Origin of the sequence: Nocardia sp. NPDC050718 (genome assembly GCF_040654235.1) — a bacterium.
GTDB lineage: Bacteria > Actinomycetota > Actinomycetes > Mycobacteriales > Mycobacteriaceae > Nocardia.
Genome location: NZ_JBFAHQ010000005.1, coordinates 517,096 through 535,500 on the forward strand (window position 1 = coordinate 517,096; position 18,405 = coordinate 535,500).

At 69.7% G+C, this 18,405-nt stretch carries 21 protein-coding genes; 9 read left to right on the top strand and 12 right to left on the bottom strand.

What is annotated here, in order from left to right; genetic code table 11:
• Positions 1 to 151: 151 nt before the first annotated feature.
• Positions 152 to 862 (top strand): TetR/AcrR family transcriptional regulator, encoded by a 711-nt coding sequence (locus AB0H54_RS25185; protein WP_357348332.1) that lies wholly within the window; start codon positions 152 to 154, stop codon positions 860 to 862.
• On the opposite strand, the gene AB0H54_RS25190 is transcribed toward AB0H54_RS25185, so the two are convergent.
• Together AB0H54_RS25190 and AB0H54_RS25195 are read right to left on the bottom strand one after the other, a co-directional pair.
• Positions 854 to 1,069: a hypothetical protein gene (locus AB0H54_RS25190; RefSeq protein ID WP_355276739.1), complete on the bottom strand. Its 216-nt coding sequence runs from the start codon at positions 1,067 to 1,069 to the stop codon at positions 854 to 856. The genes AB0H54_RS25185 and AB0H54_RS25190 overlap by 9 nt on opposite strands.
• 11 nt (positions 1,070 to 1,080) lie before the next feature.
• Positions 1,081 to 2,154, bottom strand: a complete 1,074-nt coding sequence (locus AB0H54_RS25195; protein ID WP_357348495.1) for an oxygenase MpaB family protein — start codon at positions 2,152 to 2,154, stop codon at positions 1,081 to 1,083.
• Positions 2,155 to 2,517: 363 nt separating this feature from the next.
• Here AB0H54_RS25195 and AB0H54_RS25200 point away from each other — a divergent pair, with 363 nt between their 5' ends.
• On the top strand, positions 2,518 to 2,640 hold the full coding sequence (locus AB0H54_RS25200) for a hypothetical protein (protein ID WP_357348334.1): 123 nt from the start codon (positions 2,518 to 2,520) through the stop codon (positions 2,638 to 2,640).
• Entirely contained in the window at positions 2,637 to 3,659 is a 1,023-nt protein-coding gene (locus AB0H54_RS25205) for an LLM class flavin-dependent oxidoreductase (protein ID WP_357348336.1), read from the top strand. The genes AB0H54_RS25200 and AB0H54_RS25205 overlap by 4 nt, the downstream gene beginning before the upstream one ends.
• Here AB0H54_RS25205 and AB0H54_RS25210 read toward each other — a convergent pair whose 3' ends face one another.
• On the bottom strand, positions 3,660 to 3,977 hold the full coding sequence (locus AB0H54_RS25210) for a GYD domain-containing protein (RefSeq protein ID WP_357348338.1): 318 nt from the start codon (positions 3,975 to 3,977) through the stop codon (positions 3,660 to 3,662).
• Between the two features lie 136 nt (positions 3,978 to 4,113).
• Here AB0H54_RS25210 and AB0H54_RS25215 point away from each other — a divergent pair, with 136 nt between their 5' ends.
• A complete protein-coding gene (locus tag AB0H54_RS25215) occupies positions 4,114 to 4,572 on the top strand; it encodes a hypothetical protein (RefSeq protein WP_357348340.1) in 459 nt (152 codons plus the stop codon).
• A gap of 3 nt (positions 4,573 to 4,575) precedes the next feature.
• On the opposite strand, the gene AB0H54_RS25220 is transcribed toward AB0H54_RS25215, so the two are convergent.
• Positions 4,576 to 5,208 (bottom strand): TetR/AcrR family transcriptional regulator, encoded by a 633-nt coding sequence (locus AB0H54_RS25220; protein WP_357348342.1) that lies wholly within the window; start codon positions 5,206 to 5,208, stop codon positions 4,576 to 4,578.
• Positions 5,209 to 5,391: 183 nt separating this feature from the next.
• On the opposite strand from AB0H54_RS25220, the gene AB0H54_RS25225 reads away from it, so the two are divergent.
• The 3 genes from AB0H54_RS25225 to AB0H54_RS25235 all read left to right on the top strand — a co-directional run bounded on the left by AB0H54_RS25225 (position 5,392) and on the right by AB0H54_RS25235 (position 7,447).
• Positions 5,392 to 5,832: an anti-sigma factor gene (locus AB0H54_RS25225; protein ID WP_357348344.1), complete on the top strand. Its 441-nt coding sequence runs from the start codon at positions 5,392 to 5,394 to the stop codon at positions 5,830 to 5,832.
• Positions 5,833 to 5,926: 94 nt separating this feature from the next.
• Entirely contained in the window at positions 5,927 to 6,727 is an 801-nt protein-coding gene (locus AB0H54_RS25230; protein ID WP_357348346.1) for a SigB/SigF/SigG family RNA polymerase sigma factor, read from the top strand.
• A gap of 111 nt (positions 6,728 to 6,838) precedes the next feature.
• Positions 6,839 to 7,447, top strand: a complete 609-nt coding sequence (locus AB0H54_RS25235; RefSeq protein WP_357348348.1) for a hypothetical protein — start codon at positions 6,839 to 6,841, stop codon at positions 7,445 to 7,447.
• A gap of 42 nt (positions 7,448 to 7,489) precedes the next feature.
• Here the strand turns inward: AB0H54_RS25235 and fadD11 are convergent, their stop codons facing one another.
• The 7 genes from fadD11 to AB0H54_RS25270 form a co-directional block, all read right to left on the bottom strand.
• On the bottom strand, positions 7,490 to 9,289 hold the full coding sequence (gene fadD11, locus AB0H54_RS25240; RefSeq protein ID WP_357348350.1) for a fatty acid--CoA ligase FadD11: 1,800 nt from the start codon (positions 9,287 to 9,289) through the stop codon (positions 7,490 to 7,492).
• A gap of 23 nt (positions 9,290 to 9,312) precedes the next feature.
• Positions 9,313 to 10,245, bottom strand: coding sequence for an alpha/beta hydrolase fold domain-containing protein (locus AB0H54_RS25245; protein WP_357348352.1), 933 nt, complete (start codon positions 10,243 to 10,245; stop codon positions 9,313 to 9,315).
• Entirely contained in the window at positions 10,242 to 11,123 is an 882-nt protein-coding gene (locus tag AB0H54_RS25250) for a short-chain dehydrogenase/reductase (RefSeq protein ID WP_357348354.1), read from the bottom strand. Before AB0H54_RS25250 ends, AB0H54_RS25245 begins: the two co-directional genes overlap by 4 nt.
• The gene (locus tag AB0H54_RS25255) at positions 11,123 to 12,583 is read right to left on the bottom strand and encodes an NAD(P)/FAD-dependent oxidoreductase (protein WP_357348356.1); all 1,461 of its coding nucleotides are present in this window, start codon (positions 12,581 to 12,583) and stop codon (positions 11,123 to 11,125) included. Before AB0H54_RS25255 ends, AB0H54_RS25250 begins: the two co-directional genes overlap by 1 nt.
• A gap of 2 nt (positions 12,584 to 12,585) precedes the next feature.
• Positions 12,586 to 14,073 (bottom strand): aldehyde dehydrogenase family protein, encoded by a 1,488-nt coding sequence (locus AB0H54_RS25260; protein WP_357348358.1) that lies wholly within the window; start codon positions 14,071 to 14,073, stop codon positions 12,586 to 12,588.
• A gap of 61 nt (positions 14,074 to 14,134) precedes the next feature.
• Entirely contained in the window at positions 14,135 to 15,196 is a 1,062-nt protein-coding gene (locus AB0H54_RS25265) for a PDR/VanB family oxidoreductase (protein WP_357348359.1), read from the bottom strand.
• Between the two features lie 5 nt (positions 15,197 to 15,201).
• Positions 15,202 to 16,095, bottom strand: coding sequence for a metal-dependent hydrolase (locus AB0H54_RS25270; RefSeq protein ID WP_357348361.1), 894 nt, complete (start codon positions 16,093 to 16,095; stop codon positions 15,202 to 15,204).
• Positions 16,096 to 16,192: 97 nt separating this feature from the next.
• On the opposite strand from AB0H54_RS25270, the gene AB0H54_RS25275 reads away from it, so the two are divergent.
• Positions 16,193 to 16,807, top strand: a complete 615-nt coding sequence (locus tag AB0H54_RS25275; RefSeq protein WP_357348363.1) for a TetR/AcrR family transcriptional regulator — start codon at positions 16,193 to 16,195, stop codon at positions 16,805 to 16,807.
• A 33-nt stretch (positions 16,808 to 16,840) separates the two neighbouring features.
• Here AB0H54_RS25275 and AB0H54_RS25280 read toward each other — a convergent pair whose 3' ends face one another.
• Positions 16,841 to 17,302 (bottom strand): VOC family protein, encoded by a 462-nt coding sequence (locus AB0H54_RS25280; RefSeq protein ID WP_357348365.1) that lies wholly within the window; start codon positions 17,300 to 17,302, stop codon positions 16,841 to 16,843.
• 122 nt (positions 17,303 to 17,424) lie between these two features.
• On the opposite strand from AB0H54_RS25280, the gene AB0H54_RS25285 reads away from it, so the two are divergent.
• Positions 17,425 to 18,399 (top strand): YafY family protein, encoded by a 975-nt coding sequence (locus AB0H54_RS25285; protein WP_357348367.1) that lies wholly within the window; start codon positions 17,425 to 17,427, stop codon positions 18,397 to 18,399.
• Positions 18,400 to 18,405 lie beyond the last annotated feature (6 nt).

An 18,405-nucleotide genomic window follows, 5' to 3' on the forward strand; every position in this document is an offset into this window, starting at 1 on the left:
TGGAGCTGTAGTCGACGACTGCTGCACGATGGTTCACTCTCCGCGGACATTTTCTACGGTGAAGTAGTTAGGAATTACTACGCTAGAGTAGATATATGGACACTGACGGCGCCGACAGCGCGGCACCCTGCCGGTGGGGGATCATTTCTCGATGAGCATCGAAGAGGACACCGACGGCGTCTGGCGGATCGCTCCGCCGCGCCCCGTCCGGCCGCGGCGCCGCAACGGACCGCGACTACCGCCGGAGGAACGCCGCGAGCAACTGCTCGACGCCGCCCGCGCGGTCGCGGGCCGGGACGGCTTGGCCGAGCTCACGATGCAGGCGGTGGCCAAGCAGGCCGGCGTCGCGAAGCCCGTGCTGTACGCGATCTACCCCACCGCACCCCAGCTGCTCGACGCACTGCTGCGGCGCGAACACTCCCGGGGCATCGCCCAGGTCCTCGAGGCCCTGCCTGCGGGCTTCGACGACGCCGACCCGGACGTGGAGTTCGAGGAAGCCGTCATCGCGTTCCTCACCGCCGTCCAGGACGATCCGGTGCGCTGGCGGTTGATCCTCATGCCCGCCGACGGCGCCCCCGCCTCCTACCGCGGCCTACTCGCCGGCGCCAGGGAGAAGGTCGTCGAGCGCTGCGCCCAGCTGCTCGAGACGGGCATCGCGCGGCGCGGTGGACCCAGCGACGTGGATGTCGAACTGGCCGGTCGCGTCATGCTGGGGTTCATCGAATCGCTCGGCCGACTGGTGCTGTCGAATCCGGAACTCGCTTCCCCCCAGGCACTCCGGCCCACGGTGCGGGCACTGACCAGGACGCTGCCCAAGGCCGGGAACGCGCGGACGCCGCCCGAGCATCCGGCGTCACCGTAACCGGATGTCGGAGATCAGCAGCGGCGGCCAGGCGATGATCTCGCCGATCGCCGAGAACAGCTTGTCGAAGCCGTGCAGTTCGGCGAGGTGCTCGTGGTGGTAGCCCAGCCAGAACAGCCCGATCAGGAAGTACGGCACGCCGAAGGCGATGCCGAGGAAGATGAGCTGGCGCAGGCTGATCCGGTAGCCCAGCAGTTCTTTGATCATCACCGCTCCCCCTACGCGATCTCGCCGAGCACGGCCTGCGACTCGATCAGCCCCTGGTCGTCCGGCGCTTCCCCGCGACCGAAGACCCTGGCCCGCTGCTTGTCCCGCAGTGCCTGATGCGCCTGTGCGGGAATGTCGTAGCCGTAGAGTTCTTGCGCCTGGCGCGGAGTCATCGTGGTCGCGTTCGCCGGCGGGATCTTCAGCAGCACCGGACCGGCCACCGGCACCGACATCGGCGAGATCAGCCGCAGCAGCTGAATCTGCAAGCGCGCGTTGAGACTCACCACCGTGAACGCGACGCTCATCGGCGTGGTGACGAGCGCGTCGAGCAGCCTGCCGGTCGGTAATCCGGCCATCTCCCGCATCCAGCGCGGCATGGTGGCCAGGGTGCCGCGGCGCAGGAAGGCGTAGACGACCTTGAAGATCGGCCGGAGCGGCAGCGGGATCTCCGGCATCATCACCTCCGCCCGCAGCAGGTGCCGCATCGCCTTGCGGGCGATGTCGGACCCGATCAGCTGCGGGCGCATCCGCTCGAAGTACTCGCTGATCCCGGCCCTGGTGCGCGGCACGTCCGCGGGGTCGCAGGTCTGGAGTTCCGCCGCCCGCGCGCACTCCGCCCAGTACTGCAGCTCGTCGGCCTCGCTGAGCCGGCCCGGCCCGTACTTCTCGTAGGCGACGAGGATGGAATGCCATGCCGTCAGGTGGATCCACAGCTGGGACTGCGGATCGTTCGCGTCGTAGGACCGCCGGGTGACGGGGTCGACGCCGATCCCCTTGGAGTGGATCTTCACCAGGATGTCGGCCGCGTGCGCGGTGGACCGGCTGTCGGCGAACATCACCATGGCGAAATACCGCAGGGTGCGGTCGTAGCGGGTACGCGGCCGGTCGTAGATGGCATGGGTGGCGTCCACCGAGGCGACCAGCGCCGGGTCCAGCTCCTCGATCACTACCGCCCGCTGGAAGCCGACCGTCAGGCTGGTCGGGTAGCTCCAGACCTGCCACGCGACCGACTCCGGACCGAAGAAACCATAGTCCTCCGCGGGCGTCAGTGGGGGTATCGACAGCCACTCACGCAAGGACGCCATCGTTGCCATCGCGAGCTCCAATCCATTTACTACTCATGCGTAGAAGTATTACTACGCGTGAGTAGAAACGATAGACCCGCTCCGGGCGGCCAGTCAACGGTTTCGGCCGAAAAACCGCTCACTGACTCAGACAGATATTCACACAAGGGCAGCTCTGAAAACTACTGACCAAAGCCATACTTGAGTTCCAAGCCATACGACAACAGTCAGACATCGCGCACTTAGCAAGGCGTATACACCAACCAACCCAGACACTGACACATCAGTCGTGATACCGCGTCGACACAGGGCCGGGTAGCCGAATTGCGTTCGGGCTGAGCGGAATCCTGTCCATCGGTCCCCGGATCGGATTCCATCGATGACATGGCTACCCAGGCGACCGAGACCGACGCGCACCGATCCGGCACCCTGCCCGCCGCGACGGAGAACCGGTTGCCGATCGCGGTCGAGGCGGGCGAGCAGATCCGCTACGGGCGCCGGGGATGAGCACGCCGCGGATCACCTCGCTGGCGTTCCTGACCCCGGGCAACTACCTCGACGAGGATCCGTACACCGGCCTCGAGGACACCCTGCGGCTGTTCGAGTACGGCGAGCGTCTGGGGTTCGACGGCGCGTGGGTCCGGCAGCGGCATCTCGAGCACGGGGTCGGTTCGGCGGCGGTGTTCCTGGCCGCGGCGGCCCAGCGCACCAGCCGGGTGGAGTTGGGCACGGCGGTCATTCCGATCGGATACGAGAGCCCGTTCCGGCTGGCCGAGGACCTGTCGCTGGCCGACGTCCTGTCGCGAGGACGCCTGCAGCCGGGGTTCAGCGCGGGGACACCGCCGCACGCCGACCTGATCGGCGATCTGGTCTTCGACGGCGACTGGCGCACCTTCGACCTGTCCTACGGCCGGGTCGCCCGGCTGGTCGAGAACCTGCGCGGCCACTACCTGGGCGACGCCGACACCGTCATCCACTCGCCGGGCAACACCCAGCGCCCCCGGCTCCAGCCGCACAGCCCCGGCCTCGCCGATCGCGTCTGGTACGGCGGCGGGAGCACGCGGTCGGTGCGCTGGGCCGCAGAGAACGGGCTGAATCTGCTCAGCGGCAATATCGTCTTCGGTGATCGCAGCGACGACTTCGCGACCGCCCAGCGGGGCCTGATCGGCGACTACCGCGAGCGGATCGATCCGGCGCGACCGGCGCGCGTCGCGGTCGGCCGGGTCCTGGTTCCGTTCGACAGCGCCGATCGCGCGACCCGCGAGCGGTACCGGGCCTACGCCGCGAGCAGGCACGAACGCACGCTCGGACCACAGGGCGAGCGGCGGGTGCTGTTCGCCCCCGATGTCGTCGGGACCGCCGAGCAGATCCTCGACCAGCTGCGCGCCGATCCGGTGCTCGCGCTGACCACCGAACTGCGCCTGGAATTGCCGTACGAGTTCCATCGTGCGGACTACGAGCAGATCCTGCACGACACGGTGACGCTGATCGCTCCCGAGCTGGGGTGGAAACCCGCGCTCGGCTAGCTACTCCGGCGGTCGGTAGGTGACATCCAGCCCCGTCGCGGCATCGATCTGCTCGGGGGTGAGCAGGCCGACGGTGTGCGAGACGGCGGCACCGGCGGCGGCGGTGCGGATCGCGAGCGCCGCGGCGGCCACCTCGTCGGGGACGTCACCGATCACGAACAGATCGTCGTCGCCGAAGGCGAAATAGCAGGCTTCCACCCGCCCGCCGACGCTCTCGACCATCTCCGTGATGGCCGCGCGGCGAGCGCTACCACCCTGTGCGAGGAGGCCGTTGGCCCCGTCTTGCAGATAGCTGACCCGCCACATGTACTTCGGCATACCTTCGAGCCTCCTCGGACTGGGACGCGATCTCGGCGTCAAAAGCCTAGGTCACGACGGCACGCGGCACGGAAAGGCGCGGCCGCAATGATGCGCCACCGTGACGATGGCGATACCGCCTTGCCTCGGACCCGACATGAAACTCACTCCACAGCTCGCGGGGTTGCTGGCCGCCACCGCCGGCGTCGCGCATCTCGTCCTCGCCGCGCCACAGGAGGCGGCCGCCACACTCGCGCCCGGGATCACCTGCGACGGATTCGCCTGCCGCAACGACACCGACGACACCTACCGGGTGCGATCGCAGGTGCTCTGCGATGCGCCGGGTGTCTCGGCGGTGCCCCGGCAGTCGGTCGTGGTCGACACCTACGTCCCGCCTCGGGACACCGCGCGGATCAGCGTGGCGTGCCCGGTGGTGTCCGCGCCGCCCACCGTGGAACAGCGGCCCGGGCAGCTCCGGGCCGACGGCACCTGGGAACACACCCCGCCCGAGGTCCGGCCGGGTCCGCTGGTCGGCACCATGGCGACCGGGGTGGTCCACCTGTCGGCCGAGGTCGACAACGGTCCGCGGCCGGACAGCGGTTCCGGCGGCGCGTGAGCCCTAGTCCGCGCCGGTGCCGTGCAGGGTGAGGGTGTCGTCGATGCAGCGCGCGATGAACGCGTCGTCGAGCGGCTCGTCGCCGACCAGCAGCCGGAAATACAGTGGCGCGGACAGGGTTTCGAGCACGTCGCGCGGCCGCACCGTCGCGGGCAGTTCCCCGCGCTCGACGGCCTTGGTGATTACCTGGGAGCTCCGTTCGAAACGATCGTTCCAGAACTTGCGGCGGGCGGCGTCGACCTCGGGATCGGCCGAGAGCGCGATGGTGGTCCCCACCAGCCGCGCGATGCCGGGGCGGGTGATCAGGTGGGAGATCTGCTCGGCGAGCACCAGCAGGTCGGTGCGCAGGGCGCCGGTGTCCGGCGCGGGGTTGCCGACGGCGGCGAGTTCGGTGACCGCCTCGGCGATCAGGGCGGTGCGGGTGCCCCAGCGGCGGTAGATCGTGGTCTCGGCGACCCCGGCGCGGGCCGCGACGTCACCGATGGTCAGCCCCTCGATGCCGTGCTCGGCGACCTGTTCCAGGGTGGCCGTCAGCACGGCTTCGCGCACCCGCGCCGAGCGTCCCCCGGTCCGCTTGCGCGGGCCCGGTGCCGCCACCGGCTGCTCGTCGTCGGTCTCGGGTGCACGCTGCGCCATGCCCCCAGTTCTACTCGACGACGGCGGCGTGCGCGGCCACGGCCGCGTCGACGTGCGCCCCGACGATCCCGCGAATGCGTCTAGGCTCGGCGAACGGCGATTGGCCCGGCGTGGTGTGGGTACGCGCCGGGTGGAGCTCATCGCACGGGAGTCCATCGGTCAGCGACGGCGAAGGGAGGCGGCGTGCGGAACGGCAACCAGGACGGCGCGCCGCGATCACGGGCCGTCGGCTTCACAGTTCCGGCCGAACTCGACCAGTTGACCATGGCGCACGCCCTCGCCGAGACGATCCTGCTCATCGAGGGATTCGCCCTCGACGAGGTCACCGACCTGCTGCTGGCCCTGGACGAGGTGGTCACCGCGCTGGTGCTGGCCGCCGTTCCGGGTTCGCACCTCGAGTGCGTGTTCACCGGGCGCGACGGTGTGCTCGGCGCACGTGCCTCCACCCTCGCGCGGACGCCCTCCGCGATCGACGAGAACGCCTTCGGCTGGCACGTGGCGGCGACCCTGACCGACGCGCTGGCTACGGAGTACAGCGAGTACGACCCGGCACGCGACGGCTACCCGACGACCATCGAATTCGGCTGGATTCGCCGAGCTCACAGGCCTGCGCTGCCCGAGTAGCCCGCCGCCGAGGCATAGCCACCGTGGTGCTGGGTACCCCATTGTCATCCAACTCCGCCCGGAAGCGAGGCACGTGGCGATGACAGTGGAAACGATGACGGCAGGCGAGACGAGTGTCCGGCGATCCCGGTCCAGCGGCGACAGCTACGACAACATCGAACCCTGGTTCGAGAAGCTGCGGGCACTCCCGCCCGACGACGAACACCACGAGGACCTGCGGGCCGAGGTGATCCGGCGGTGCCTACCGCTGGCCGACCACATCGCCCGCAAGTTCACGGGCCGTGGCGAGGCGTTCGACGATCTGGAGCAGACGGCCCGGGTCGGGCTCGTGCTCGCCGTCGACCGGTTCGACGTCACCCGGGGCTTCACCTTCCTGTCCTTCGCGATCCCCACCATCATGGGTGAGGTCCGCAGGCACTTCCGCGATCGCACCTGGGCCGTGCACGTCCCGCGCAGGCTCAAGGAGATCCAGCTGCGGATCGGTCCGGCCACCGAGGAACTGTCCCAGCGCTTGGGCCGGATGCCGAACGCGCCCGAGCTGGCCGCGGAGCTCGAGGTCGAGCTGGACGAGGTGACCAGGGCGCTCGTGGCGAGCAACGGCTACCAGACCAACTCGATCGACGGGATCACCGACGACGATCGCGACAACCCGGCGCCGCCGATCGCCGACACCCTCGGCGCCGACGAACCCTGCTACGAGCTGACCGAGAACGCCATCGCGGTGGCGCCCCTGATCGCCGCGCTGCCCGCGGAGAGCAAGCGGGTGCTGGTGATGCGGTTCTACGAGAACCTGACGCAGAGCCAGATCGCGGAGCGCCTCGGGGTGTCCCAGATGCAGGTCTCGCGCATCCTGGCCAAGACGCTGGGCGAACTCCGCGAACAGGCGCTGGGCTGACATCCCATAGCCACCGCGCCGCGCGAGCGAGGCCGCTCACATCCCGGTAGCGCCTGGTCGTCCGACCACGATCTGCACCGTGACGGATGTGGACTCGGGAAGGACATCACGGTGGCTGGACGGCATCGAGCAGTGAGCAAGCGCGGCAAGGCCTTGCGCGGACTTCCCGTGGCGGTCGCGCTGCCCGCGGCGATCGCCTTCGGCATCGGGCCGGGCGCCGCCCAGGCCGCGCCGGTGCAGACCGTCTCCTTCACCCCTGACCTGCCGGATTTCGCGGCCCCGCAGGCCGAGGAGGTCGCGTTCGAGACGGCGTCGGCCGACATCGAACACCGGGCCGCGCAGCCGATCTCCTTCGTCGATGACGAGCCGTACCTCGGTGCCGACACGGAAAAGGTTGTCCCGCAGCAGAGCACGGACGCCCGGCCGATCGCGACGGCGGCCCCGATCGCCAGCCCGATCGAGAACGCCACCTTCCTCGGCTCGACGGCCGGGCAGGTGATCGGAGGTCTGGCCGGTGCCGGGCTCGGCGCGGCGGGCGGCGCGGCGCTGGCCACTCCGCTGGCGGTCCCCACCGCGGGCCTCGGCATCCCGGTCGGCGCGGTCGCGGGCGGCATCGTCGGTGGTGTGGTCGGTACCTATGCCGGTTACTACGCCGGTGCCTACCTCGGCACTCTGGTCGCTCAGCAGGCGCCGCAGATCATCCCCAACGTGCTGCCCTGACCGGCGTGCGGTGGCGGGCCGGGGTGGCCCGCCACCGGGCGGCTATACCGGTTGCTGGACCTGGACGGGCGGGTTGTCGGCGTAGAGTTCGGCGATCTCGGCCGTGTACTTCTCGGCGATCACCTTCCGCTTCAGCTTCATGGTCAGCGTCACCTCGTCACCACCGGCTTCCCAGAACACCGGCAGGATCCGGAACCGCTTCACCTGTTCGACCCGGGACAGCTTCGCGTTACCCGCCGCCACACCCGCCGCGATCTCCTTGACCACCTCGGGATTCACCGCCAACGCCGCGGCCGAGGCATCGGACAGATTGTGCTGGGCCGCATACGGTTCCGCGCTCTCGGCATCGAGGACGATCAGCGCGGTGTTGTAGGCCCGACCATCACCGATCGTGGCCATCGCTCCGATCAGCGGGGTCGCCGCCTTGATCGCGTGCTCGATCGTCGTCGGTGACATGTTCTTGCCGGAGGCGTTGATGATCAGTTCCTTCTTGCGGTCGACCACCCGCAGATAGCCGTCGTCGTCGACGGTCACCACGTCACCGGTACTCAGCCAGCCGTCGGCGTCGACGGCCTCGGCCGTCTTCTCCGGCTCGCCGCGATAGCCCTTCATCACCAGCGGGCCCTTGACGAGCAGTTCCCCGTCCTCGGTGATCCGCGATTCCATGCCCGCCAGCAACCGCCCGACCGTCCCGAGCCGGGTCTCGCCCGGCGCGCTGACACTGCAGATGCACGACAGCTCCGACATGCCCCAGATCTCCGAGATCGGCACGCCGAGCCCGGCGAAGAAGCCCAGCGTCTGCGGCGGAATCGGCGCGGCGCCCGAGAGCGCGAAACGCAGCCGGTCGAAACCCAGCTTCGCCCGCAACTTCGACAGCACCAGCTCGTCGGCCTTGGCCCACTCGGCGGCGACCTCGTCGGGAACCGGCTGTCCGGCCAGCTGATACCCACTGCGCTTGGCACCCACCGACAGTGCCCACTGCATGCCCTGCTTGCGCGTCTCGTCGGGCTCGTTCGCGACGACGAATTCGATAGCGGCCTTGAGCTTTTCCCACACCCGCGGCACCGCGCCCCAGATGGTCGGGCGCAGATCCGCCAGCGCGGCCGCGATCAGTTTCGGGTCCGACACCGCGGTGACCTGGGTGCCGAACACCTCCTGGAGATACAGCGCGGTCAACCGGTCGGCGATGTGCGCGCTCGGCATGAACGAGGTGATCGAATCACCGAACTCGAACCCGAGCACGTCGCCGAGGCCGTAGGCCTGGAACATCAGGTTCGCGTGTGTGGTCTCCACGCCCTTCGGGTTGCCGGTGGTGCCCGAGGTGTAGATCAGGGTCGCCACGTCGCCCGGCTCGACCGCCCGCCAGGACGCGTCGAAGTCGAAATCCGGTGCACCGCCGGCGATCAGCTCGGCCACCGGCACCGTGCCCTCGACCGCGTCGTCGAGACAGACGATGTGGTCCAGCGGCACCCCGCTGTCACGCAGTCGCGCCACGTACCGCGGCTCGCAGATCACCACGCGCGCGCCCGCGTTGCCGAGGACATGTGCCAGCTGCTCGGCGGAGAGCGTGTTGTAGACCGAGAACGACGTCGCGCCCACATGCTGGGCGCCGACCTCGAGCGGATAGAACTCGACGCGATTGCCCATCATCAACGCGACGGTGTCACCGCGCCGCACGCCCAGCGCCGCCAGACCCGCCGCCGCGGCGCGCACACCGTCGGCGTACTCGCGCCAGGTCATGGTTTGTCCATCGCCCGGAGTACGCAACGCGACCGCGTCGGGATCGATAGTGGCGTTGTACTGGAAAGCGGCACAGAGGGTTTCGAAACGAGGTGTCGACATAGTGTGTGTGGTTCTTCCGTGTATCAGACCGCGGTCGCGGCCGGTGAGTCGAGCAAGGAGGTGACGAAGCGACCCGCGGCACCGAAGGCGAAACGGGCCTCGGGAGCCAATGCGGGCATGACCTGGAAGACGTGCATCTGGTCGGGCCACACCTGGAGTTCGCAGGGGGTTCCGCTGGCACGTAGCCGCTCGGCCAGTTCGATCGCGTCGGCGGCGAAGTACTCCGCACCGCCGGTCTGGATCAGGGTCGGCGGCAGGACCATCCCGCGCTCGGGCCGGAGTTCGAGACGGTCACTGGTGAAGTGGGCGACCGCTTTGGCCGACAGGGCGTAGGAAAGGACACCGTCCCGGTTGCGCCCGCCGGCTTGCGCGATGCTCAGCCCGAGATCGGCCATCGGCGAGAACAGCACCAGCCCACCCTGTCCTGGCATCCCCAGGCGGGCGTTGGCGAGCGCGAGGTCGGCAGCAAGGAAGCCACCGGCCGAATCACCGGCGAGCACGATCCGGTCCGGCGCGAACCCGCGCCGCAGCAGCCACCGGTAGGCCCGCGCCACGTCGAGCTGGGCGCACGGGCTCGGGTGTTCCGGTGCCAGCCGGTAGCCGGCGACGAAGACCGGGGTGCGGGTCGCGGTCGACAGCCGCGACGCCACCCCGCGATAGGCGGCGACCGAACCGGCGACGAAGCCGCCACCGTGCACGTACAGGATCATCGCGTCGCGGCGGTCGGCCTTGGGCCCGGTGACGATCTCGCCGTGGACCATGCCGTCGTCGACCCGGTCCACCGAGGTTCCGGCCAGGCTCGGGCCGACCACGCGCATCGCGGTATCAATCGCGAGCCGGGCCACCGGCAGGGTCGCGGTGTTGACGGGCAGCGCGGCGGCCAGCGGCTTGACCGTATGTTCGGCCACCAGCCGGGCCGCGCGGGTCCGCAACGAGCCCCGGTCCGGCGCGGTCACCGGCCGCTCCGCCGCTCGACCCGGTCGAGCAGGTCCTTGACCTTGCCGCTGCCCGCGAGCTGCGCGTCGAGCACCACGTTGACCAGGCCGCGCAGCAGCGCGTAGGGCTCCCACCCGCTGGGGGCGATGGTGCGGGCGGCGCGGCGCGCGATGCCGTCGGCGATCACGGTCGCCGCGTGCGCCGCGCTGATCCGGACGTTCAGCGGCCACGGCAGCAGCTCGTCGAGTTCCCGGCCGAGATCGTCCTGGTCGAGCATCGCGTGGGTCATCTCGGTGTCGACGACGCCGAAGTAGGCGATGCCCGCGCTGGCACCCGCCGCGGCGAGTTCCACCCGCAACGCGCGCCCGAACTGCTCGACCGCGGCCTTGCTCATCATGTACGGCGACCCGGCCATGCCCGGCGCGAACGACGCGCACGACGAGACGACGACCACGTGCCCCTCGGCGGCGACGATGTGGTCGAGGGCGGGATGCACGGTGTTGAAGCAGCCTTCGAGATTGATCGCCATCACCCGGTCGAAATCCGCCGGGTCCATCGTGCGGACGGTGGCGGGTTTCGGGGTGACCCCGGCATTGGCGACGACCACATCGAGACGGCCGAAGTAGTCCGCCGCGAGCTGTGTCGCGTCGGCCATCGCCCCGCGATCACGCACATCGGCAACGATCGCCAGTGCCCGGGAACCGAGACGCTGCGCGGCAGTCTTGACGGCGATCTCATCGATATCGACGAGCGCGACGAACGCCCCACGGTCGATGAGGATTTCGGCCAGCGCGAGCCCGATGCCCTGTCCCGCGCCGGTGATCAGGACGACCTTGTCGCGGACGTCGAAGGACCGGCGACCGAGCAGGTTCGACGGGGTGAGCGCGGTGATATCCATCAGGCACTCACCTCGTAGGACGAGGCGTCGAACACGCTGGTGCGCTTGCGGTATTCGAAACTCCAGCTCGGGTAGAGCCCGGCGTTGCGACCGTCCGGGGTCGTGTAGTAGCTGTCACAGCCACCGGTGAGCCACACCGTGGACGCGCTGCGCCGGTGCATCTCCTCGACGAAGCGGTCCTGGACGTCCTGGCGGACCTCCACCCGATGCGCGCCCTTGTCGTGCAGCGTCTTCAGCGCGTCGACGATGTAGGCGACCTGGGATTCGATCATGAACACCGCCGACTGGTTGCCCACCGCGCCGAACGGGCCAAGTGTCAGGAACAGGTTGGGGAATCCGGCGATGGCGGTGCCCAGGTAAGTCCGGCGCTGCTTGCGCATGACATCGCCGACCGACAGCCCGTCACCATCCATGACCCGGTCGAAGAACGCGGGCGCCGGATCGAAGCCGGTGCCGTAGATGATGGTGTCGACCGGGATCTCGACCCCCGCCCCGGTGACGATCGATCGCGGCCGCACCTCGGCGATGCCGTCGGTCACCACCTCGACGTTGTCCTGGTCGAGCGAGGGCAGGTAGGCGTCGGAGAAGATCGCTCGCTTGCAGCCGATCATGTAGTCCGGCGTCAGCTTCGCGCGGAGATCGGGATCGCGCACCTGGCGGCGCAGCTGCCAGCGGCCCAGCAGCTCGTACGGGTGCCGGAAGCGGTTGTCGACGAAGCCGACCAGGCCGAATCCTTCGATCGCCGCGTACCAGGCGCTGCGAATCGCTTTGCGCGCCAGCGGCACCCGACGCAGTACGAAGCGCTCCAGATCCGGGATCGAGCGGTCCATCCGCGGGATGATCCACGGAGCCGAGCGCTGGAACACGGTGAGCGCGGCCACCTTCGGCTGGATCTCGGGCACGAACTGGACCGCCGAGGCGCCGGTACCGATCACCGCGACCCGCTCGCCGGTGAGGTCGTGGTCGTGATCCCAGTGCAGGGAGTGGAAGGTCTTGCCCGCGAAGGTGTCCAGGCCCGGCAGCGTCGGGTACTTGGCGTCGGCGAAGATGCCGGTGGACGAGATCAGGTAGTCCGCGGTGAGCGCACCCTGCGAGGTCTCGAGGTGCCACAGCGAACGATCATCGTCCCAGCGGGCCTCGAGCAGTTCGGTGTTCAGCCGGATCCGCGGGACGACATCGAATCTCGTCGCCACGTCGCGCAGATAGGCGAGAATCTCCGACTGCTTGCCGTAGGTCCGTGACCAGTCGGGATTGGGCGCGAAGGAATAGCTGTAGAGCTGGGACGGCACATCGCAGGCGCAGCCCGGATAGGTGTTGGCCTGCCAGGTCCCGCCCAGATCCGCGGCGCGTTCGAGGATCGTCAGATCGTCGAACCCGGCCTCGCGCAGTTTGATCGCGAGCGCGATGCCGCCGAATCCGGCACCGATCACGACGATGTGACGGTGTTCGGTTGCTGCCATGATTACCGATTCCTTCCGTGCAGCACGGTGACCAGGCGATCGACGAGGGCGTCGGTGGTCTCGCTGCGGGTGAACGTGGTCAGCGCGGGCGGCATCGCGAAGCGCTGACGGGTGGTCGCCTTGGCGTAGGTGAACTCCTTGAGTCCGTCCTCGCCGTGCACGCGGCCGAAGCCGGAGTCACCGACGCCGCCCAGCGGCAGGCGCGCGATGGTGGCATGGGCGACATAGGCGTTGATGGAGGTGCCGCCCGCGCGGATCCGGTCGGCGATCCGCTTGCCGTTGCGCCGGGAGAAGACGGTGCTGCCCAGCCCATAGGGCCCGGCGTTGACCCGTTCGATCGCCTCGTCCATGTCCCGCACCCGGGCGACGGTGAGGGTCGGGCCGAAGGTCTCCTCGGTGACGGCGAGCGCGTCCTCGGGAACACCGACCAGGATGGTGGGCTGCACGAACTGACCGTCGATCGCGTGGGCGCCCCCCAGCAGGGCCCGCGCGCCGCGCGCCAGCGCGTCCTCGATGTGGTTACGGATGATCTCGATCTGCTTGGGCATGGTGATCGGGCCGATCTTCGCCGCGCCGGTGCCCGCCCGCAGATCCGTCGCGCGGTCGAGGAGTTCGGCGAGGAAATCGTCGTAGACGTCGGTGTGCACGTACACCCGCTCCACCCCGAGGCAGGTCTGGCCCGCGTTCGACATGCTGCCCCACACCGCGGCGTCGGCGGCCGCGGCCAGGTCGGCGTCGGCATCGACCACGAGCGCGTCCTTGCCGCCGAGCTCCATCAGCACCGGCGTGAGTGTCTCCGCGCACGCGGCCATGACCCGCTTGCCGGTGGCGGTCGACCCGGTGAAGCCGATCTTGCCGACCCCCGCCCGGCACAGGGCGGCGCCGGTGTCGCCGAGGCCCGTGATCACCTGGAACACCGGCTGTTCCGGGACCACCGCCGCGAACCGCTCGGCCAGCCACTGCCCGACACCCGGGGTGTACTCGCTCGGCTTGAACACCACCGCGTTGCCCGCGGCGAGGGCGAACGACACCGACCCCAGCGGCGTGAACACCGGATAGTTCCACGGCCCGATCACGCCGACCACCCCGAACGGGCGGTACTCGAGCGTACATTCCTGATTCAACGCGAGCAGCCCCGGGCGGACACCGCGCGGGCCGAGCACCCGGCGCGCGTTGCCCGCCGCCCAGGCGAGATGTTCGAGCGCCATGGCGATCTCGAGCCGCGCGTCCGAGCGTGGCTTGCCCATCTCGGTGTGGATGAGCTCGGCGAGTTCGGCTCGCCCCCGGGTGATCTCGGACCGCCAGGCATCCAGTCGCCGGGCCCGCTCACGGAAGCCGATCCGCGACCACCAGTCCGCGGCCCGGCGCGCGTCGGCGACCGTGGCCGCGACGTCGGCCGCGGTGTGCAGCGGATACGTGCCGACGACCTCACCGGTCGCCGGCGAGACGACGTCGAAGGTCGAGTCCTCCCGCGCGGGAACAGAATTCACGGATTCCGCGGAAGAGAGTGTTGTTCGCCCCATGGACGACCCTTTCTCGTTCGTGCCCTGCTCAGAGATCGAGGACCAGGGATTCGCCTGCCGCGCGGGACACGCAGGTCAGCATGTGGTCGCCGCGCTCGGCGTCGAGGAGTTTGCGGTCGCGGTGGTCGACCTCGCCGGCCAGGACCGCGACCTTGCAGGTGCCGCAGAAGCCCTGCCTGCACGAGTACACGGCGTCCGGCTGGACCCGGGTGATGGCGGACAGGGCGGTCTCGTCCGCGCCGACCCGGACTGTGGTCCCCGATCGGGCCAGCGTGAGCTCGAATTCCCGGCCGTCGACCACCGGCGCCGCGGAGAACCGCTCGGTGTGCAGCGAACCCGTCGGGTTGACGGTGAAGGCGTGGCGGTGCGCGGCGTCGAGGACCGGCGGCGGGCCGCAGACATAGATCGCCGCGCCGGGCGCGGCCCGGCCGAGCAGTTCGCCGACGTCCGGGGTGCCGAACTCGTCGTCGGGCCGGATGTCGATCCGGCGACCGCCGATCACGGCCAGTTCGTCGAGGAACGGCATGGTCGCCCGCGAGCGCCCCAGGTAGATCAGCTGCCAGCGCGCACCCGCGCGGGCCGCCGCCCGGACCATCGGCAGGATCGGTGTGATCCCGATCCCGGCCGCGACGAACAGGTACGACGGCGCGTCGATGAAGTCGAACGCGTTGCGCGGGCCGCGGATTCGCAGCGCGTCGCCCACCGCCAGCTGGTCGTGCACCTCGATCGATCCGCCCTCGCCGTCGGCGATGCGACGCACCGCGATCCGGTAGCGGCGCCGATCCGCGGGGTCACCACACAGCGAGTACTGGCGTTGCTTGCCGGAGGGCAGCACGATGTCGAGATGCGAGCCCGGCCGCCACGGGGGCAGCGGCGCGCCGGTCGGCGAGGTCAGGGTGAGACAGGTGACGTCGACCGCCACCGGCTCGATTCCGGCGACGGTCACCGGAATCTCGAAGCCGGTGTGCCGCACCGGGTTCGGTCGCGAGATGAGCGATGCCGCGCGCCCGGAGACGAACAGCTGCCGATAGCCGTCGGCGACGGCGCCGATCGCGCGCAGGGCGGCGGGCGGGGTGTGCCGCTCGGTCATCGCCGTCACTGCTCGGCCGCCCGCGCCGCGGGCGAATGCGCGAGATAGCGCAGCGCGCGATCCATCGGCCCCAGCTGGGACGGATGGAAGCCCGGCCGCAGGTAGCGCGGGATCTCGGTGAGGAACAGACCGAAGTTCGGCATGATGCCTCGGGTGGTCGCCCGCACCAGCTGCACGGGCCAGAACGGGCCCTTCTTCGGCGACGGGTCCTTGGCGTAGAGGTAGGCCGAGGACAGGATGAAGGTCGCGAGCAGAGCGGTGCTCGCCGCCACCGCGGTGCGCGCCTTGCGCGCGTAGCCGCCGTCGACGTACATGTAGGCGTCGTAGACCACGCTGCGGTGCTCGACTTCCTCGGCGCCGTGCCAGCGGATCAGATCGAGCATGGTCGGGTCCATGCCGAGGTCTTCGAACTTGTCGTTCTCCAGCAGCCACTCGCCGATGACGGCGGTGTAGTGCTCCATCCCGGCGAACAGCGCGAGCCGCTCCTTGAGCCATTCCTCCTTCGCCCGGCCGGTCAGGCCGTGGTCGCCGAGGATGCGATCGACGAACCAGGCGAAGGTCTTGACCATCGAGTCGACGTCGAGGCCGATGGCCTGGAGGTGGTCGCGCGCGCCGGCGTGGCTGCTGGCGTGCATCGTCTCCTGGCCGACGAAGCCCTGCACCTCCTCGCGCAGCCGCTGGTCGTCGATGTAGGGCAGGGCCTCGGCGAGCGCCTGCGCCATCGCCCGTTCGCCTTCCGGCAGTACCAGGTGCATGACATTGATGACATGGGTCGCGAAGACCTCGCCCGGGATGTAGTGCATCGGCACATCACCGAAGTCGAAGTGCACGTCTCGCGCGTGGATCGCGTGCGCTTCCTCGCGGTGATGACGCCTCGTTGCGTCAGCGGAGTGAGCCATGCCTCAACCGTACGATGCAACACAAATGATTGCAATGTTGCAGCAACAAATTGTGTGGATATGTTGCATCGAGCGCCGAGTTGCTACCGTGGTTCCCATGACCGCGGCGTCCCCCACCTCGACGAACACCCCCGAAACCGACGATTCCGCGGCGGCGCGCATCCTCGACGCGGCGCTGGTCCAGTTCGAGCAGGTGGGCGTCAAGAAGACGACGATCGAGGACATCGCCCGCCAGGCCGGCGTCGACCGGGCGACGGTGTACCGCCGGGTCGGCTCCCGCGACGACGTGGTCACCGCGGTGTTCGCGCGGGAGGTCGCGCGGGTGCTGGCCGACCTGCGGAGCCTGCCGGGCAAGCACGACGACCTCGACGACCTCGTCGCCGACATCCTCGTCACGGTCGTCGGCCGGTGGCGCGATCACCCGCTCGTGCAGCGGCTGCTGGTCCTCGAACCGGACCGGGTGATGCCGCACCTCACCACCGACAGCGCGTCGACCTTCACCATGTCGATCCTGACCACCGAATCCATGCTGCGGGAAGCGATCTCGGCCGGGCTCCTGCCCGAGACACCGGACCTGCTCGCCCGCGCCGAGGTGCTGTGCCGGGTGGTGCACTCGATGATCCTGGCGCCGAGCGGCCTGCTCCCCTTGCGGACCGACGAGGAACTCGACGCCTTCGCCCGCACCTATCTCGTTCCGATCATCACCCGCTGACCCCGCCGGGCCGGATCGGCCCGGCGGTTCCGGTCAGTCGAGGCAGAATTCGTTGCCTTCGGGGTCGGCCATGACGATGAAGCCGAAGCTCATCGGGGGCTCGGGTTCGAAGCGGCGCAGCCGGGTCGCGCCAAGGGCGACCAGTCGCGCGCATTCGGCTTCCAGGGCGGTCATCCGCTCCTCGCCCTGGAGGCCGGGTGCCGCGCGGACGTCGAGGTGGACGCGGTTCTTGGCGACCTTGCCCTCCGGCACCTGCTGGAAGAACACGCGCGGGCCATCCCCCGCCGGGTCTTCGATGGCCGAGCGGGTGTTGCGCTGCTCCGCCGGAACACCGAGCCGGGCGAGGAATTCGTCCCAGGCGGCCAGCGGGTCGACGCCGTCCGCCAGCTCGACTCCGGGCGGGCCGGGATGCACATAGCCGAGCACCTCACGCCAGAAGGTCGACAGCGCCTTCGGATCGGCGGCGTCGAAGGTGACCTGGAATTGGCGGCTCATCGCGATTGCTTCCTTTCGTCGGTTCAGCGGATGGTCCCAGTCGAGGTCGACTGGGTCCCTGCGGACACTCTCGCACCAATAGCGGACAGATCAGGTCCGCTATCTCTGGCACGCTGAGAAACGTGAACACCGACAGCGCGGAACGCGGCCAGACCGAACGGGTCCTCACTCTGCTCGGGCTGCTGCAACAGCGGCAGGTGTGGACCGGTCCCGAGCTGGCCGAACGGCTCGGGATCACCACCCGCACGGTCCGCCGCGATGTCGACCGGCTGCGCGCTCTCGGCTATCCGGTGCAGGCCGGTCATGGGGTCGGCGGCGGCTACCGGCTCGGTCCCGGCCAGGAGCTGCCGCCGCTGCTGCTCGACGATCAGGAGGCGATCGCCACCGCGGTCTCGCTGCTGGTCGGCGCGGGCGGGGCGGTCACCGGCGACGGCGCGCTGCGGGCGCTGACCAAGCTCGACCGGGTGCTGCCGACCCGGCTCCGGCACGAGGTGCGCGCGCTGACCGGCTCGGTGGAATCGTTCGGCACCGGGCACACGCCGGTCGACCCGGACGCGCTGATCACCCTGGCCAGGGCCTGTCGGGACGAGGTCGAGGCGGGGTTCGGCTATCCGTCCGCCGGCGCGACGCGACGCAGGCGGGTCGAGCCCTATCGCCTGGTCGCCTCGGACCGTCGCTGGTATCTGTTCGCCTACGATCTCGACCGCGCCGACTGGCGCAGCTTCCGCGTCGACCGGATGACCGAGGTCGCCGCGCGCACCTGGCGGTTCCGGCCGCGGCCAGCACCCGACGCGGCGACCTACGTGCAGGAGGGCGTGGCGAGCCGGGTCTACCCGAAGCAGGCGCGCTTCCTCGTGCACGCGGACGCCGACACCGTCCGCGCCCAGCTCCCCGGCTCGACCGCCGTGGTCCGGGAGCGCGACCGGACGTCGTGCGAAATCCTCAGCGGTGCCGCCGATCTCGACATCCTGCTGGTGCGGATATTGCTGCTGGGCCACGAGTTCGCGGTGCTCGATCCCCCGGAGCTGGCGGCGCGCTGTCACGTGCTGGCGGACCGGCTGCGGGCGGCGGGCACGGCGATCCCGGGCGGGGCTTGACCTTGA

Bases quoted from the DNA above. Each gene is read 5' to 3' on its own strand.
- AB0H54_RS25185 (WP_357348332.1), top strand. From the start codon at position 152: ATGAGCATCGAAGAGGACACCGACGGCGTCTGGCGGATCGCTCCGCCG.
- AB0H54_RS25190 (WP_355276739.1), bottom strand. From the start codon at position 1,069: ATGATCAAAGAACTGCTGGGCTACCGGATCAGCCTGCGCCAGCTCATC.
- AB0H54_RS25195 (WP_357348495.1), bottom strand. From the start codon at position 2,154: ATGGCGTCCTTGCGTGAGTGGCTGTCGATACCCCCACTGACGCCCGCG.
- AB0H54_RS25200 (WP_357348334.1), top strand. From the start codon at position 2,518: ATGGCTACCCAGGCGACCGAGACCGACGCGCACCGATCCGGCACCCTG.
- AB0H54_RS25205 (WP_357348336.1), top strand. From the start codon at position 2,637: ATGAGCACGCCGCGGATCACCTCGCTGGCGTTCCTGACCCCGGGCAAC.
- AB0H54_RS25210 (WP_357348338.1), bottom strand. From the start codon at position 3,977: ATGCCGAAGTACATGTGGCGGGTCAGCTATCTGCAAGACGGGGCCAAC.
- AB0H54_RS25215 (WP_357348340.1), top strand. From the start codon at position 4,114: ATGAAACTCACTCCACAGCTCGCGGGGTTGCTGGCCGCCACCGCCGGC.
- AB0H54_RS25220 (WP_357348342.1), bottom strand. From the start codon at position 5,208: ATGGCGCAGCGTGCACCCGAGACCGACGACGAGCAGCCGGTGGCGGCA.
- AB0H54_RS25230 (WP_357348346.1), top strand. From the start codon at position 5,927: ATGACGGCAGGCGAGACGAGTGTCCGGCGATCCCGGTCCAGCGGCGAC.
- fadD11 (WP_357348350.1), bottom strand. From the start codon at position 9,289: ATGTCGACACCTCGTTTCGAAACCCTCTGTGCCGCTTTCCAGTACAAC.
- AB0H54_RS25250 (WP_357348354.1), bottom strand. From the start codon at position 11,123: ATGGATATCACCGCGCTCACCCCGTCGAACCTGCTCGGTCGCCGGTCC.
- AB0H54_RS25255 (WP_357348356.1), bottom strand. From the start codon at position 12,583: ATGGCAGCAACCGAACACCGTCACATCGTCGTGATCGGTGCCGGATTC.
- AB0H54_RS25265 (WP_357348359.1), bottom strand. From the start codon at position 15,196: ATGACCGAGCGGCACACCCCGCCCGCCGCCCTGCGCGCGATCGGCGCC.
- AB0H54_RS25270 (WP_357348361.1), bottom strand. From the start codon at position 16,095: ATGGCTCACTCCGCTGACGCAACGAGGCGTCATCACCGCGAGGAAGCG.
- AB0H54_RS25275 (WP_357348363.1), top strand. From the start codon at position 16,193: ATGACCGCGGCGTCCCCCACCTCGACGAACACCCCCGAAACCGACGAT.
- AB0H54_RS25280 (WP_357348365.1), bottom strand. From the start codon at position 17,302: ATGAGCCGCCAATTCCAGGTCACCTTCGACGCCGCCGATCCGAAGGCG.